Source organism: Nordella sp. HKS 07 (genome assembly GCF_011046735.1).
In the GTDB taxonomy this organism is placed as follows: domain Bacteria; phylum Pseudomonadota; class Alphaproteobacteria; order Rhizobiales; family Aestuariivirgaceae; genus Taklimakanibacter.
In genome coordinates this window covers 770,621-785,534 of record NZ_CP049258.1, presented here as the reverse complement: position 1 = coordinate 785,534, position 14,914 = coordinate 770,621, and the positions used below count along the sequence as shown (strand labels likewise).

Below are 14,914 nucleotides of genomic sequence, written 5' to 3'. Positions count from 1 at the left end.
GGAAGCCGATGTGTCTATGAATTCTTGCGCAGGAACTCCCTGAAGGCGTCGAGGGTTTCCTGGCTTACATGATGTTCGATACCTTCGGAATCGACCTGCGCCGTCTCCGCGCTGATACCCAAAGCCAGCAGGAAACTCTCCACCACCTGATGCCGCTCACGGCTCATCTCGGCAAGACTTTTGCCCTCCTCGGTCAGGAAAATGCCGCGATAGGGCTGCTGGAGGATCAGACCTTCCGCAGCGAGGCGCTTGAGCATCTTGGCGACTGTCGGTTGCGCTACCCCGAGGCGCTGCGCGATCTCGACTTGCCGGGCCTCGCCGCGGCTCGCGATCAGCTCGGCGATCAGCTCGACATAGTCCTCAGCAAGTTCGCTTCGCCGATTGTGGCGGGTCTGACGGAAACCTTCGGCGCGCGCATCGGCGCCGGAGGTTTCATCCGCCGGACTGTTTGAGGCCTCTTTCAACTCACTTCACTCCAAAACGATATAGCTACGGCTATATAACATTCCGATACTTTTCACAAAATATAGCTCTTGCTATAATATTACGCATATGCTGATATTCTTTGAGTGGGCTAATTGGGAGAGTGTCATGTCGGGCTGGCCGGTCGATCTCAAGAGACGCGGTTTGATGGGGGCGGGACTATTAGCGGCGAGCAGTGCCCTGGTCGGTGCCAAAGGTGCGCTCGGGCAAGGCGATCAGGTGTCAGGGCATCAAGGGCACAATTCCGCCGCCGCGGATACCAGCGCGCACGTGAACGCCCATGGCGAGATGATCACCGTTGGCGATGTCGACAGCGCGAACAACGGCTTCGACCCCACAGCGATGCTGACCGAGTGGGATACGGGCGAGGTGTCGTACCTGCCCGACGGGCGCAAGCTGCGCACCTTCCAGGTGACCGCGGAAGACAAGGAGATCGAGATCGCTCCTGGCGTCAAATTCCCGGCCTGGACATTCAATGGACGTGTTCCCGGTCCCGCTTTGCGCGTCACCGAGGGAGAAAGGGTGCGCATCGTCTTCAAGAATTTCGGGTCGCATCCTCATTCGATGCATTTCCATGGATTTCACGCTGCCCGCATGGACGGCATTCCGGGCGCCGGTCTCGTCGCGCCTGGCGAGGAGTTCACTTACGAATTCGATGCGAGACCCTATGGCTGTCATCTTTATCACTGCCACGCGCTGCCCTTGGCGCGGCATATCCACAAAGGCATGTATGGCCTGTTCGTGATCGATCCCGATCCGGCGCGTCATCCCGAGATGGCCGAAGCCGCCAAGTCGCGTCTTCTCGGCACGCCGGAGAACGCAAGATGGCAGGAGATGGCCATGGTCATGAACGCCTTCGACACGAATTTCGACGGCGAGAATGAGTTCTACGCCTGCAACACGATTGCCCATTGCTATGCCAAGAAGCCGATCAAGGTGGTGCGCAGCCGGCCGGTCCGCATCTATCTGGTGAATGTGACGGAGTTCGATCCGATCAACTCCTTCCACCTGCACGGCAACTTCTTCGACTATTACGACCAGGGCACGACGCTCACGCCGACGCTCAAGACGGTCGACATCATCATGCAATGTCAGGCGCAGCGCGGCATCCTGGAATTCACCTTTGCCGAGCAGAGCGATCATGAGCCGGGGCTCTATATGTTCCACGCTCATCAGTCGGAATTCACCGAGCTTGGCTGGATGGGCATGTTCGACGTGGTGGAGGCCCTGTCATGAGCGTCGACGAAACCCCGCAATCCTCCGTCGCGCCGTCCTATGCCAGGCTTTCCTGGCTTCTCGTGCCCCTTGCTTTGCTGATCGGCGCGCTGTGGTGGCTCGTCTCCAGTGATCTGCTCGGCAATTTCGGCAATGGCGCGCCGCCGGTCGAGAATCTCACCGTCGAGCGCACGATACTCGACCAGAATGGCATCCGGCTCCTGGTGAGGGGCGGTGGTTCGGAACCGATGACCATCGCGCAGGTACAGGTCGATTCCGCCTATTGGCGCTTCACCCAGGATCCGCCCGGACCCCTGGAACGCGGCAGCGTCGCCTGGATCTCCGTTCCCTTTCCCTGGGTGCTTGGTGAAGCCCATAGCGTGACCTTCGTCACCAATACCGGCGCTACCTTCGGGCACGACATTCCGGTGGCGGTCGAAACACCACAGGCCAGCTCGCTTAATTTCGTGTCACAGGGGCTGTTGGGCGCCTTTGTCGGTATCGTGCCGGTCGTGATCGGGCTGGCTTTCTTCCCGGCCTTGCGCGGCGCCGGCCCGGCGCTCATGAAGTTCCTGCTGGCAATGACCGTCGGTCTGCTGGTTTTCCTTCTGATCGACACGCTGGAGGATGCGCTTGAATTCGCCGGACGCTCGGCGAGCATCTTCCAGGGACCGATGATGGTGATCCTGGCCGCCGGTGCGAGCTTCGCCTTCCTGCTCAGCCTGTCGCGCCGGCAGGGCGCGCCAAGCGGCCTGGCACTTGCCACCTACATCGCCATCGGCATCGGTCTCCACAATCTCGGGGAAGGGCTTGCCATTGGCGCCGCCTTTGCCGCCGGCGCCGCCGGTCTCGGCACATTCCTGGTCATGGGTTTCACGCTCCACAACATCACCGAAGGCATCGGTATCGCGGCCCCGCTTCTCAAGATCAAACCGTCATTGAAGCATTTCGCGCTGCTGGCGCTGATCGCCGGAGGGCCCGCCGTCATCGGCATGTGGGCCGGGAGTCTCGCCTATGCGCCACATTGGTCGGCGCTGGCGCTGGCCATCGGCGCGGGCGCCATCGCGCAGGTCGTCGTCGAGATCAGCGCGCTGCTGGCCCGCGGCTCGAAAGACCTGTCCAGCGGGCTGATGACGAAGCCGGTGCTGACCGGAACCGCGACCGGCTTGGCGATCATGTATGTGACCGCCATGCTTGTGAAGATATGAGAAGGAGTCACGATCCCGCGGAGGTGCCGAAGAGAATACGTCTCTCCGCATCGGAAACTGGCTTCGGCGAGGAATAGGAGTCGCGCGTGCCGGCATAGGCCCTGATCACCGCCGGGCGTCTGGCGATGGCGTCGAACCAGCGCTTGAGATTCGGATGATCGTCGAGCGCCTGGCGGTGGCCCTTATGCGGAACGATCCAGGGATAACAGGCCATGTCGGCGATCGAATAATCGCCGGCAATGAATTCGCGATCGGCGAGGCGCGTATTGAGGACCTTGTAGAGACGAGATGTCTCGCGTGCATAGCGCTCGATCGCATAAGGCACCTTCTCCGGCGCATAGACATTGAAATGGCCGATCTGCCCGGCCATCGGCCCAAGTCCGCCGACCTGCCAGAACAGCCATTTCATCACTTCATTGCGGCCTCTGAGATCCCCAGGCAGGAAGCGGCCGATCTTGTCGGCGAGATAGAGCAACATGGCGCCCGACTCGAACAGGGCGATCGGCTCGCCGCCATCGGCCGGAGCATGATCGATCATTGCGGGGATCTTGCCATTCGGTGAGATGGCCAGGAAGTCCGGTCTGAATTGCTCGCCCTTGCCGATATCGACCTTGATGATGCGGTGCGGAAGCTGGGCCTCCTCGAGGAATACCGTCATCTTGAGGCCATTCGGCGTGCCGCAGTAGTATAGATCGATCATTGGCAGGTCCGTTCGTGTGAGAACACGAGAATGCGGTGTAACGGGACTTCGTGAACAGCGCCAAAAACGGCGAATCGCGGTGAACCAAAGGGCGAAGCCGGCCGGCATGCCTGATATGCGCCGAGGCAGGGTGCCAAACCGCCATCCGCGGTTAAGATTGCGCTCCTAATGCCAAACGGGAGGAACTATGACAGGCGACGATCTTTCCTATGCTTCGGCCGGCAGCATCGCCGAAGCCATCAAGAGCAAGAAGCTGTCTCCAGTCGAAGTCGTAGATCACTTCCTCAAGCGGATCGAGGAGCGCAATCCGAGCCTCAATGCGGTGGTCCATCTGGCGCCGGATGAGGCGCGCGAGGCGGCGAAGGCGGCCGAGCAGGCTGTCATGGCGGGCAGGACGCTCGGGCCGCTCCACGGCGTGCCAGTGGCGATCAAGGATCTCTTCGACTTCAAGCCGGGTTGGCCGGCAACCCTTGGCGGCATTCGCGCACTCAAGGACTTCAGGCCGGATATCGCTTGTCCCTTTGCCGAGCGCATCGAGCAGCGCGGCGGCGCCATCATTGTCGGCAAGACTAACAGCCCGGTCATGGGCTTTCGCGGTGTCACCGACAATTACCTGTTCGGGCCGACCGGCAATCCGTTCGACACGACGAAGAATCCGGGCGGCTCGTCGGGCGGCAGCGCCGCGGCGGTGGCCGATGGTCTGCTGCCGCTGGCGGAGGGTACCGATGGCGGCGGCTCGATACGCATCCCCGCTTCCTGGTGCGGCGTCTATGGCTACAAGGCGGCCTTCGGCCGTGTGCCGATGTGGACGCGGCCCAATGCGTTCTCGGCCGAAACACCCTTCCTCTTCGAGGGACCGATCACCCGCAATGTGCGCGACGCCGCTCTGGCGCTCACCGCGCTTGCCGGTTATGACCGCCGCGATCCTTATGCGCTCGACGAGACCGTGGATTTCCTTGGCGCTCTCGATCGCCCGATCAAGGGCATGCGCATCGCCTACAGCCCCGATCTCGACGTGTTCCCGGTCGAGCCCGAGGTCGCCGAGACGGTGCGCAAGGCGGTCGATGCCCTGCGCGAGGCGGGCGCTGTCGTGACCGACGTCAAGCTCGGTATCAAACGCTCGCATATGGAGCTCGCCGATCTCTGGTGCCAGATTATCATGCCGCTCAATGTCAGCGGCATATACGGCCTGCAGGCGGCGGGCGTCGATCTCCTCGGCAAGCACCGCGCCGACCTGCCGCCCGAATATCTCTATTGGTTCGACCGCTACAAGGACATGACGGCGGTCGCGCTCAACCAGGCGCAGGTCGTGCGCACCGAGATCTATGATGCGGTGCAGAATGTCTTCGCCGATCACGACATTCTCATCTCGCCGACACTCGGGTGTCTGCCGGTCACCAATGCGAAGGACGGCAATACGCTGGGGCCCGAGACGGTCGCCGGCGAAAAGGTCAACCGGCTCATCGGCTGGTGCCTCACCTTTCCGATCAACTTCACCGGCCATCCGGCGGCATCCATTCCGGCAGGCCTCGCCAAGGGCATGCCGGTCGGCATGCAGATCATCGGCAAGCGCTATGCCGATACGGATGTGCTGGCGGTGAGTGCCGCTTTCGAGCGGCTCAGGCCCTGGCAGCAGACCTACGATATTTGCCGAAGCCGCGAATTGGCTTAGTCTGCGCGTAGTTTTGTTATTTTGTGAGTGAAGAGGAGTGGGGCATGAGCTGGCTACCGACAAACGATCCGATTCTAGGCGACGTCAAATCCTGCAATGCGCTCGATCTCGTCATCGTGCCCCGCGTGCGCGATCTCGGCGATGGCTTCAATGTGCGCCGCGCCCTTCCGCATGGTCGCCGCCAGATGGTCGGGCCTTTCATCTTCTTCGATCATTTCGGGCCGGTGCAGTTCATCGCCGGGCATGGCATGGATGTGCGGCCGCACCCCCATATCGGGCTAGCCACCGTCAGCTATCTCTTCGACGGCTCGATCCTGCATCGCGACAGCGAGGGCAATATCCAGGAGATCATGCCGGGCGCGATGAATCTCATGACGGCGGGGCGCGGCATCGCCCATTCCGAGCGCACGCCCGACATGCAGCGCAAGAACGGTCAGGCGATGTTGGGCTTGCAGAGCTGGATCGCGCTGCCGGCTGATAAGGAAGAAATGGCGCCCTCTTTCCAACATTTCGACGCGGCGACACTGCCGATCATCGAAGACAGGAATCTGCGCGCGCGCGTGATCGCCGGATCGGCGTTCGGCGCTACTTCGCCTGTTACCATGGTGTCCGACTGGTTCTATGTCGAAGTGACGGCGGAGGCCGGCGTCGCCGTGCCGCTCGATGCCACCTATGAAGAGCGCGCCGTCTATCTGGTCGAGGGCGAGGTCGATATCGCCGGCGAAACATTCGCCGCACCCCAGATGCTGATCTTCCGTCCCGGTGACCGCATCACCATCAAGACGGCGAAGAAGACCCGCATGATGTTTCTGGGCGGCACTGCAATGGAAGGGCCCCGCCACATCTGGTGGAATTTCGTTTCCTCGCGCAAGGAGCGCATCGAGGCGGCGAAGGAGGACTGGAAGACCGGTCGTTTCGGTCCGGTGCCGGACGAGACGGAGTTCATCCCGCTCCCCGCGAAGTGACAACTGGCGATAGAAAATCCCATGGAGGAAAATGAGACCTACGGCGAGATCCGCCAGGAAATCCGCAAATTGTGCCAGCGATTTCCCGGCGCCTACTGGCGGGAGCTCGATCGCGAGAGACGTTACCCGACGGACTTCGTCGCGGCCCTGACGGAGGCCGGCTGGCTGGCGGCACTCATCCCCGAGGAACATGGCGGCTCCGGTCTGTCGCTCTCGGCGGCCGCCGCCATTCTCGAGGAGGTTCAGCGCAATGGCTGCAACGGCGCTGCGGCGCATGCGCAGATGTACATCATGGGGACGCTGCTCCGCCACGGCAGCGATGATCAGAAGCGGACTTATCTGCCGCGTATTGCATCGGGCGAGTTGCGCCTGCAGGCCTTCGGCGTCACCGAACCGGGCAGCGGTTCCGACACGACATCGATCAAGACATTCGCCCGGCGCAACGGAGACGCCTTCGTCGTCTCCGGACAGAAAGTCTGGACATCGCGCGCCGAGCATTCGGACCTGATGCTGCTGCTGGCGCGGACGACATCGCGCGATGAAGTCGCCAAGCGCACCGACGGCCTGTCCGTCTTCATCGTCGATATGGCCGAGGCGCTGGGGCATGGCTTATCGATCAGGCCGATCCGCACGATGATGAATCATGCAACAACCGAAGTGTTCTTCGATGAGTTGCGGATACCGGCCACAAGCCTCATCGGCGAAGAGGGCAAAGGCTTCCGCTACATCCTTTCGGGCATGAATGCCGAGCGGATCCTGATCGGCGCCGAATGTATCGGCGATGCGAAATGGTTCCTCGTGAAGGCCGCCGGATATGCCAAAGAGCGCGCCGTATTCGGCCGGCCGATCGGCCAGAATCAGGGCGTGCAGTTCCCCATAGCCAAGGCCTATGCGTCCATGCGGGCGGCCGAGCTTATGGTCGCGGAAGCGGCGCGCTTGTTCGAGGCCGGCCGGGATTGCGGAGCGGAAGCGAACATGGCGAAGCTGCTCGCGGCGGATGCGGCGTGGGAGGCGGCCAATGTCTGTGTGCAGACGCATGGCGGCTTCGGTTTCGCTGAGGATTTCGACATTGAGCGGAAATTCCGCGAAACGCGGCTCTATCAGGTGGCTCCCATCTCGACCAACATGATCCTGAGCTATCTCGCCGAGCATGTTCTCGCCCTTCCGCGGTCCTATTGAGGTTTGGCATGACGCGCCCGCTCGCCGGTCTCCTGGTTGTCGCCATCGAGCAGGCCGTGGCGGCGCCGCTCTGTACCGCGCGTCTCGCCGATGCGGGGGCTCGTGTCATCAAGATCGAACGCCCGGAAGGCGACACGGCGCGTCATTACGATGCGGCCGTTCACGGCATGAGCGCCTATTTCGCCTGGCTCAATCGCGGCAAGGAGAGCCTGGTGCTCGACCTCAAATCCGCCGGGGACCGGCATATCGTCGAGACCATGCTCGGCAAGGCCGATATATTCGTCCAGAATCTGGCGCCCGGAGCCGCCGAGCGGCTGGGTCTCGGCGCGGCGCAGCTGGTCGCGCGTTTCCCGCGCCTGATCGCTGTCGATATTGTCGGCTACGGAAGGGATACGGCCAGCGGCGGTTTGCGCGCCTATGACCTCCTGGTCCAGGCGGAGTCCGGACTCTGCTCGGTCACCGGTTCACCCGAGCGCCCGGCCAAGGTCGGCGTCTCGGCGGCCGATATCTGCACGGGCATGAATGCGCATGCCGCAATCGTCGAGGCGCTCTATGCGCGGGAGCGCAACGGCAAAGGTGCCGCGATCGAAATGGCGATGTTCGACGGGCTGGCGGACTGGATGAATGTGCCGCTGCTCCACCATGATTATGCCGGGCGCATGACGGAACGCTTCGGACTCGCCCATGCCTCGATCTATCCCTACCGGCCCTATGCCTGCCGGGACGGGGAGGTTGTGATCGTCGCCCAGAACGCCGATGAATGGGCGCGCTTGTGCCGGCGTGTCCTTGCGCGACCCGAACTCATCGATGATCCCCGCTTTGGCAGCAACACCGCGCGGTTGACCCATCGCGTGGCGCTCGATCAGGAGATCGCGCCTGTATTCGCCGCATTGACGACAAGCGAGGCGATCGAGCGTCTTGCGGCGGCGGGCCTGGCCTGGGGCCGTGTCTCGACGGTCGCCGATCTCTCGACCCATCCGGCGTTGCGGCGGATCGCCTGCCGGGCACCCGGTGGCATGTTCGAACTCGCCGCACCACCGCTCCATCCCGATCTCACTGCCGTTTCGGTGCCGGCTCTCGGCGAACACAGCGCGGCGATCCGGCGGGAATTTTCGCCTGAAGATCAGAAAGCCTGAATTCAGACGGTGAGCGGGAGCGCTCTCTGAACGGTGCCAATTCTGCATAGTGGTGCAATTGGTTGCACAGCGGATAGGCGCCGACGAGATCCATTTCCACGACACGGGCGCAGACGCCGGCGGTAGCCAAATGGAACTTTGGCGCGCAGGAGACGTTGTTCGGCAACATGTAATTATGCGAGGTCGGGAATGAGCACTATACTGCTGGTGATTTTGATTCTGTTGCTTATCGGTGCGCTACCGAATTGGGGATACAGCCGCAGCTGGGGCTATTACCCGAGCGGAACGGTTGGGCTCATCTTCATCGTCCTGCTCATTCTCGTCCTGACCGGACGGGCCTGATCGTCTTCGACATAGCCATGACTGGTGGAGTCCAGGAGCGGCTCGTTGCGCGAGGGCGATCACCGCAACGAGCCGTCTGCTTTCGGCGGCTCAAACTGCCGAAAACCAAGCTGGGAATAGTTCAGCTTGTCCCGGCTCTTCCCGGTCGGCAAGTTGGACCAAGGGGTAATATCGGTCGGGCGTTGATCTTTCTGCCAGGGTCGCACACGGAAACGAACCTTGGAGGGGTATGTCCGTCATATATTCGTTCCTCCCGCGCCGGTGTTTCCGGATCAAGGCGAGTTCACACAGCTATTGCTGTTTTGCAACAATCAGGTAACTCTGGGGAGAGGGATAAGGCTCTGCGCGAGATGCGCACGACATTTTGATTGGTCGAGCAATGAATCAGCCCGCCAGAGTAGGCGCGAACGGAGAGATCGCTATCTCTGACGGGCCTCCCGATTAACTCTCAAATAGGTCGCAAGGCTGCCGCCGAAGGGGCGCCGGAATTTGGTGTGCGTAAAATGAATGAAGATTCTTCGAGAAATGGTGGGCGGTACATGGATCGAACATGTGACCCCTACGATGTCAACGTAGTGCTCTACCGCTGAGCTAACCGCCCACGCCATTGTCTGAAGCGGGCCTGCGTATAACGGGAAGCCGGCCGCAGCGCAAGCCTTTATGACCACCCCGCCGGCCAGCTGGAGCCGGAAAACGATACTCGTCCAGGATTTGTTTCGTTGGGGCAGGGACCCCAAGTGGATTCGGTTCGAAACCCTGCATTTCCGCTAACGAGGTGACGCCCGGTACCCGATCAGGCCGCCATCATGCGGTCGACCTCGGCCACGAGCTCGCGCAGGTGGAAGGGCTTGGACAAAACCTTTGCTTCCTTCGGCGCCCGCGAATCGGGGTGGAGCGCCACGGCGGCGAAACCGGTGATGAACATGATCTTGAGGTTGGGATCGAGTTCGGCTGCCCGGCGGGCGAGCTCGATGCCGTCCATTTCGGGCATCACGATATCGGTCAGGAGCAGGTCGTAGGAGCTCTGCTTGATCTCCTCGAAGGCGCTGGCGCCCTCGCCGAATGACACGACGGCATGCCCCGCCCGTTCGAGCGCACGCACCAGAAATCGCCGCATATCCTCGTCGTCTTCAGCCAAAATAATCTTGGCCATCATATCCCTGATCGTTTCGCCATGATGTGCGGCTTCTCCTATAATCCAGCACACTAGGCGGGACAGGTAAATGTCCTATAAAGCGCGTCTATCCTGTGGACAACGACGCTTTTGACCGCGATACTCGCCCAACTTAGCCACCCAGGAGCTTCTCGAATTGGGCAGACCTGCCGAGTTGGAACCCTTCGCCATTCTCGCCCCACGCCAGTGGACACGGCCCGTCATCTTCAATTCGCCCCATAGCGGCCGCATCTATCCGGCTGATTTCCTGGCCGCGTCGCGCCTTAACCCGCACGCGCTGCGCAAATCGGAAGACTGCTATATCGACGAGCTCTTCTCCTTCGTCGCCGACCTGGGCGCGCCCTTGCTCCACGCGCATTTCCCGCGCGCCTTTCTCGACGTGAACCGCGAGCCCTATGAGCTCGACCCCCGCATGTTTCGCGAAGACCTGCCTGGCTTCGCCAATATCTCGTCCATGCGGGTTGCCGGCGGGCTCGGCACCATCCCGCGCATCGTGAGCGAGGGCGACGAGATCTATCGTGGCCCCCTTAAGCTGCCTGAGGTGCTGTCCCGCATAGAGACGATGTACCGTCCCTATCACCGGGCGCTGTCCGATCTCATCAACCGGGCCCGCGAGGCCTTCGGCTATTCATTGCTGGTCGATTGTCACTCCATGCCGTCCACGGCCTGCTCACATGTGACGCCGCATCCCATGGGCCGGGTCGACATCGTGCTAGGGGATCGCCATGGGGTGGCTTGCGCCGACGAGATCGTGTCCATGCTGGAGGAGTTGATCCGCAGTCAGGGCCTCAGGGTCTTGCGCAACAAGCCTTATTCCGGCGGCTTCATTACCCAGAATTATGGTTCCCCCAGCCATAACCGGCATGCCCTGCAGATCGAGATCAATCGGGCGCTCTATCTCGACGAGCGCACGCTCGAGCGCAGCCGCGGCTATGCTGCCGTCAAGCTCACCCTGCATCGCATATTCGCCGGTCTGCTCGCCAGCCTCCCCGATATCATGCAACCGCGGCGCGAGGCGGCCGAGTAAGAAAAAAGGCCGGTATCACTTTCGTGAACCGGCCCAAGTCTAGGGAGGAAACGCCCAGGAAGGGCATGCGAGGGAAGACGTCGTCTCCACTCGCGAGATCTATTTGGCAGTGCAGCAGCAAAAATTCAAGTCAAAGAGTCAATCGAAGTGAATTTTTTGCCGGTGCTCCAAAAAAATGCAACACGCCAAAACATCACCTAATCCATTGTTATTGTTGTATAATGCGTGAATTAGGACGCGATATCCAGTCATCTTTGGATACAAGATATGCGCAGGACGCATGTCTCAAAGCTGGATAACTCTGCTGCGATGCAGCAAGGTTTCGGGGATTTTGAATAGAAACTCCATAAAAGTGGTCGAGTTATTGCGCTTATGGGAATCGAATCGGAATAGCGCTATCCGTCGTTCTGCCTTTCCCTCGCGCTAGACTAGAAAAAAATATCTCCGAAATAAGCCAGGAATCTCTCATGCCAACCCCGGACTGGACTGAACTCACCCGATTTGCACTCGAGCTCGCCGAGGCCTCCGCCAAAGAGATCATGCCCCATTTCCGCAACGACATCCCGGTGGACGTCAAGGCGGGGGTGGTCTGGGACCCCGTCACCGAAGGAGACCGGGCCGGCGAGCGGGTCATGCGGGCGATGATCGAGGAGCGTTTTCCGGATCACGGAATCCACGGAGAGGAATATGGAACGAAGCCCAGCCGGTCTGGACTGACCTGGGTGCTGGATCCGGTGGACGGTACCAGAGCCTTCATTTCCGGCATGCCGACCTGGGCCACACTCATCGGGCTGAACTTCGAGGGCAGGCCCAAGGTCGGGGTGATGAACCAGCCTTTTGTCGGCGAGACCTTCTATGGAAATCCCGACGGCGCCTGGTCACGCTATCGCGGCGCCGAGCGCAAGCTTGCCACCCGCGCCGGCCGTCCCCTGGCCGAGGCCACATTCACCACCACGGCCCCCGAGCTCTACCGCTCCGAGGCGGAAAAAGCGGTGTTTAATAAGTTGCGCCTGGCGACTCAACTCACCCGCTATGGCGGCGACGCCTATTTCTTCTGCGTCCTGGCAGCAGGTCAGGTCGATCTCGCCCTCGACGCGCATTTGCAGCCTTATGATATAGCTCCGCTTATCCCGATCATCGAGGGGGCGGGCGGCGTCGTCACCACATGGGATCGGGGCGAGGCGGCGCAAGGCGGCAATGTGATCGCCGCCGGCTCGCGCGCGCTTCACGAGGAAGCGCTGGCTGTCATTACGCCCGCGTGAAGGCGTCGAAGGCGGCGAAGAACTGCTCGCGGATGCTGTCGCGCTCGAACAGTATCTCATGGCGCGCCTCCGGAATGACGGCGAGCGATACGCCGGCGGCGGTCGCGCAGAAGCGCCGCGTCGCCTCATTGTCGACGACACGGTCGCGGCCCGCCGCAACGATAAGGATTGGTGCGCGGAAAGCCGTCGATTTGGCCACCCTGTTCAGCTGGCGCAGCGAGTGGAGCGCCGCATTGAGCCAGGAGAATGTCGGGGCGCCCAGCCCGAGGTCCGGCTGCTTCGCCAGTGTGGTCGTCGCCTGGTGATAGCGGCGCTGGTCGCTGGTCAGGTTGTTGCCGGGGAAGTTCTGCGGCGCGATCGGCCGTTTGCTCTGGCCGGGCAGGAAGAGGCGACCCAAGCCGGCCTTGGGGGCGAGCGCGCACATAAAGCGCACCAGTGACAGCGGCCACAAGCCCGTATCGACCCCCATCAGCGGCGCCGACAGCACCGCGCGTTCGAACCACGTGCGCTTGGTCAGCGCCCGGAGAAGAATCAGGCCCCCGGTCGAATGTCCGATCGCGTAGAAGGGGGGCGGGCAATCCGGCAGGACGACCTGCGTCATGAAGGAGGTGAAGTCGTCATCATACTCGGAGAAGCTCTTGATGCCGTCGCGGGAGCGATCTTCGTAAGCGCGCTCCGAACCGCCTTGCCCGCGGAAATCGAAGGTGGCGACGGCAAAGCCGCGGCGAAGAAAATCGGCGATCGTCTCGAACCATCGTTCGATGAAATCGCCTCGGCCGCAAACAAGCACCACCGTGCCCTTCGGCGAATTTGGAACGGCAAGTGCTGCGCGCAGCTTGCGGCCATCCTTGGCCGTCACCGTGGTCGCGACCAGTCCGTCCGGCAAGCCGTTGCCGGGCAAGGGGGTGAGCGGAATCAAGGGCGGTTGGATATCCACGGGCCTAGCGCATACAGCAGGCGGGGCGAACCGGCAAGAATCAGCCCGTGAACGCTCCGTTTCCCGCCGTGGCCGGTCAACCCAGCTTGATCGAGTGAACTCGTCCCGATCGAGCTGGATGGAACTAGTGTGCGGAACGCGAAGTTCCTGATATCAGGCGGCTTGCCCCGACAGGAACTTCGCGTTCAAAAGCACACTAGAATCATAAGGTTTTCTAGTGTCCTTCCGAATCCGAAGTTCGCTCGGAAGGTCCCGATGGCTGTAACGAACTTCGGATTCGGGACACTAGTGTGCTGAACGCGAAGTTCCTGATATCAGTCGGCTTGCCCCGACAGGAACTTCGCGTTCAAAAGCACACTAGAATCATTAGGCTTTCTAGTGTCCTTCCGAATCCGAAGTTCGCTCGGAAGGTCCCGCTGGCTGTGGCGAACTTCGGATTCGGGACACTAGCGCTTTTTGACTTCGGTGAGTTCGCCCGACGATGAGTTGAGCTTGACGGAGAAGGGCTTGCCGTCGCGCGTGGCGTTGAAGGCGTAGACCTTGCCGCTGCAGGTCACCTGCTTGACGCTCTTGAAGCCATAGCCTGAGACGATCTCCCCGGCCTTGCTGCAGGAGATCGCAGCCGGCTTCTTCTTGGCAGCTGACGGCCTCTCTTGGATCTGCGGCTTGGCGTAGGTCTTGCGCTTGCGCGGCGGGATATATTCGGGCTCGTAATAGTCCGGATCATAGGCATAGTCGTCATAATCATCCCGGTCATCCTCATAGAGGTAGGCCGGGCGATCGCGCCGGAAATAGCGATAGTAGCGCGGCTCCGGGATGTATTCGGGGCCGTAGTAGTAATCATAAGCCGGATCATAGGCGTAGTATCTGAACTTCAGCTTCGCTCCGGCATCCGCGACACCCGCGAATGCAATCGTACCGCTCACCAAGGCAGCTGCGACAAGTCCAAATCTGGTTAGCATGATATCATACCCTCGCACGTCGGAAGGGGAGCCGCTCCGCTCCCCTATCGGTCTCGATCTCAATAGTCGCCGTAGTCGTCGTCATCATAGTCGTCCCAGCCGCCCCTGCGGATCCGGTCGACATCCTTGATCTTGCCATTGCGCGACTTCATGGTGATCTTATACATGTCGCCGCGCCGAAAGGCATAATACTTGTACTCGGAGCCTTTGCAGTCGGACGGACGGACGCGGCGGAACCCTGCCGAAGCCACGATACGGGCGCCCTGACGGCAAGATATCTGCCGACCACCGCCATAATAGACCGGTCCCGGATCATAGTATCCGCCGCCGAGGCCGATACCGATATTGACATCCGTGCCGGCCGAGGCCTGGCCAATGGTGCCGAAACCCAGCACGCCAACAGTCAAGGCTCCGACCGCGATTAATTTCTTGAGCATAACCCCTATTACTCCTTTGCCACGCTCTTTCGCGCAACACGAACACGTTGCGGGAGGATCGTGAAGAAAATGCGGCGGACATGGTGCCTTTCCGCTTCCGATTGTAACACCTTGTGTACAGCGAAGGAGGCTTTGGCTGCCGCCAAGTGTTTCTTGGCTCCACAGCATCGGACCGAAAAGTGCGAAGCGGTTTTCGGATAATCCGATGCGCAAAT

The 14,914-nt window shown here is 61.2% G+C and carries 15 protein-coding genes and 1 tRNA gene; 9 read left to right on the top strand and 7 right to left on the bottom strand.

Translation table 11 applies throughout. The annotated features are described in order from the left end of the window. Window positions 1–14: 14 nt before the first annotated feature. On the bottom strand, window positions 15–464 hold the full coding sequence (mntR, locus tag G5V57_RS03830; RefSeq protein ID WP_165166272.1) for a manganese-binding transcriptional regulator MntR: 450 nt from the start codon (window positions 462–464) through the stop codon (window positions 15–17). Window positions 465–591: 127 nt separating this feature from the next. Between mntR and G5V57_RS03825 the strand changes: the two genes are divergently transcribed. Together G5V57_RS03825 and G5V57_RS03820 are read left to right on the top strand one after the other, a co-directional pair. Further along, on the top strand, window positions 592–1,719 hold the full coding sequence (locus G5V57_RS03825; protein ID WP_165166271.1) for a multicopper oxidase domain-containing protein: 1,128 nt from the start codon (window positions 592–594) through the stop codon (window positions 1,717–1,719). Beyond that, the gene (locus tag G5V57_RS03820) at window positions 1,716–2,906 is read left to right on the top strand and encodes a ZIP family metal transporter (RefSeq protein ID WP_165166270.1); all 1,191 of its coding nucleotides are present in this window, start codon (window positions 1,716–1,718) and stop codon (window positions 2,904–2,906) included. The genes G5V57_RS03825 and G5V57_RS03820 overlap by 4 nt, the downstream gene beginning before the upstream one ends. 7 nt (window positions 2,907–2,913) lie before the next feature. Here the strand turns inward: G5V57_RS03820 and G5V57_RS03815 are convergent, their stop codons facing one another. Then, entirely contained in the window at window positions 2,914–3,606 is a 693-nt protein-coding gene (locus G5V57_RS03815; RefSeq protein ID WP_165166269.1) for a glutathione binding-like protein, read from the bottom strand. A 187-nt stretch (window positions 3,607–3,793) separates the two neighbouring features. Here G5V57_RS03815 and G5V57_RS03810 point away from each other — a divergent pair, with 187 nt between their 5' ends. The 5 genes from G5V57_RS03810 (at window position 3,794) to G5V57_RS03790 (ending at window position 8,900) form a co-directional block, all read left to right on the top strand. Continuing rightward, complete coding sequence (locus G5V57_RS03810; RefSeq protein ID WP_165166268.1) at window positions 3,794–5,278, top strand: amidase; 1,485 nt, start codon at window positions 3,794–3,796, stop codon at window positions 5,276–5,278. 44 nt (window positions 5,279–5,322) lie between these two features. Then, window positions 5,323–6,243, top strand: coding sequence for a pirin family protein (locus G5V57_RS03805; RefSeq protein WP_165166267.1), 921 nt, complete (start codon window positions 5,323–5,325; stop codon window positions 6,241–6,243). A gap of 21 nt (window positions 6,244–6,264) precedes the next feature. Continuing rightward, window positions 6,265–7,422 (top strand): acyl-CoA dehydrogenase family protein, encoded by a 1,158-nt coding sequence (locus tag G5V57_RS03800; RefSeq protein ID WP_165166266.1) that lies wholly within the window; start codon window positions 6,265–6,267, stop codon window positions 7,420–7,422. Window positions 7,423–7,430: 8 nt separating this feature from the next. Then, window positions 7,431–8,558 carry a CaiB/BaiF CoA-transferase family protein gene (locus tag G5V57_RS03795; protein WP_165166265.1) on the top strand — a complete coding sequence of 376 codons (1,128 nt, stop codon included), beginning with the start codon at window positions 7,431–7,433 and terminating at the stop codon, window positions 8,556–8,558. A gap of 189 nt (window positions 8,559–8,747) precedes the next feature. Beyond that, the gene (locus G5V57_RS03790) at window positions 8,748–8,900 is read left to right on the top strand and encodes a DUF3309 domain-containing protein (protein ID WP_165166264.1); all 153 of its coding nucleotides are present in this window, start codon (window positions 8,748–8,750) and stop codon (window positions 8,898–8,900) included. Window positions 8,901–9,426: 526 nt separating this feature from the next. On the opposite strand, the gene G5V57_RS03785 is transcribed toward G5V57_RS03790, so the two are convergent. Both G5V57_RS03785 and cpdR read right to left on the bottom strand, forming a co-directional pair. After that, window positions 9,427–9,501: transfer RNA gene (locus G5V57_RS03785), tRNA-Val, on the bottom strand. Window positions 9,502–9,693: 192 nt separating this feature from the next. Next, window positions 9,694–10,056 carry a cell cycle two-component system response regulator CpdR gene (cpdR, locus tag G5V57_RS03780; RefSeq protein ID WP_246737513.1) on the bottom strand — a complete coding sequence of 121 codons (363 nt, stop codon included), beginning with the start codon at window positions 10,054–10,056 and terminating at the stop codon, window positions 9,694–9,696. 154 nt (window positions 10,057–10,210) lie between these two features. Between cpdR and G5V57_RS03775 the strand changes: the two genes are divergently transcribed. Together G5V57_RS03775 and hisN are read left to right on the top strand one after the other, a co-directional pair. Then, window positions 10,211–11,101, top strand: coding sequence for an N-formylglutamate amidohydrolase (locus G5V57_RS03775; RefSeq protein WP_246737512.1), 891 nt, complete (start codon window positions 10,211–10,213; stop codon window positions 11,099–11,101). Window positions 11,102–11,568: 467 nt separating this feature from the next. Continuing rightward, on the top strand, window positions 11,569–12,363 hold the full coding sequence (gene hisN, locus G5V57_RS03770) for a histidinol-phosphatase (RefSeq protein ID WP_165166263.1): 795 nt from the start codon (window positions 11,569–11,571) through the stop codon (window positions 12,361–12,363). On the opposite strand, the gene G5V57_RS03765 is transcribed toward hisN, so the two are convergent. The 3 genes from G5V57_RS03765 to G5V57_RS03755 form a co-directional block, all read right to left on the bottom strand. Continuing rightward, entirely contained in the window at window positions 12,350–13,300 is a 951-nt protein-coding gene (locus G5V57_RS03765; RefSeq protein WP_165166262.1) for an alpha/beta fold hydrolase, read from the bottom strand. The two genes, hisN and G5V57_RS03765, sit on opposite strands and share 14 nt — an antisense overlap. Before the next feature lie 446 nt (window positions 13,301–13,746). Beyond that, window positions 13,747–14,262 (bottom strand): hypothetical protein, encoded by a 516-nt coding sequence (locus G5V57_RS03760; protein ID WP_165166261.1) that lies wholly within the window; start codon window positions 14,260–14,262, stop codon window positions 13,747–13,749. A 59-nt stretch (window positions 14,263–14,321) separates the two neighbouring features. Continuing rightward, window positions 14,322–14,699: a hypothetical protein gene (locus G5V57_RS03755; RefSeq protein ID WP_165166260.1), complete on the bottom strand. Its 378-nt coding sequence runs from the start codon at window positions 14,697–14,699 to the stop codon at window positions 14,322–14,324. Between the last annotated feature and the right edge of the window lie 215 nt (window positions 14,700–14,914).

Bases quoted from the DNA above. Each gene is read 5' to 3' on its own strand.
- G5V57_RS03805 (WP_165166267.1), top strand. From the start codon at position 5,323: ATGAGCTGGCTACCGACAAACGATCCGATTCTAGGCGACGTCAAATCC.
- cpdR (WP_246737513.1), bottom strand. From the start codon at position 10,056: ATGATGGCCAAGATTATTTTGGCTGAAGACGACGAGGATATGCGGCGA.
- hisN (WP_165166263.1), top strand. From the start codon at position 11,569: ATGCCAACCCCGGACTGGACTGAACTCACCCGATTTGCACTCGAGCTC.
- G5V57_RS03815 (WP_165166269.1), bottom strand. From the start codon at position 3,606: ATGATCGATCTATACTACTGCGGCACGCCGAATGGCCTCAAGATGACG.
- G5V57_RS03760 (WP_165166261.1), bottom strand. From the start codon at position 14,262: ATGCTAACCAGATTTGGACTTGTCGCAGCTGCCTTGGTGAGCGGTACG.
- G5V57_RS03800 (WP_165166266.1), top strand. From the start codon at position 6,265: ATGGAGGAAAATGAGACCTACGGCGAGATCCGCCAGGAAATCCGCAAA.
- G5V57_RS03795 (WP_165166265.1), top strand. From the start codon at position 7,431: ATGACGCGCCCGCTCGCCGGTCTCCTGGTTGTCGCCATCGAGCAGGCC.
- G5V57_RS03825 (WP_165166271.1), top strand. From the start codon at position 592: ATGTCGGGCTGGCCGGTCGATCTCAAGAGACGCGGTTTGATGGGGGCG.
- G5V57_RS03810 (WP_165166268.1), top strand. From the start codon at position 3,794: ATGACAGGCGACGATCTTTCCTATGCTTCGGCCGGCAGCATCGCCGAA.
- G5V57_RS03820 (WP_165166270.1), top strand. From the start codon at position 1,716: ATGAGCGTCGACGAAACCCCGCAATCCTCCGTCGCGCCGTCCTATGCC.
- G5V57_RS03790 (WP_165166264.1), top strand. From the start codon at position 8,748: ATGAGCACTATACTGCTGGTGATTTTGATTCTGTTGCTTATCGGTGCG.
- G5V57_RS03755 (WP_165166260.1), bottom strand. From the start codon at position 14,699: ATGCTCAAGAAATTAATCGCGGTCGGAGCCTTGACTGTTGGCGTGCTG.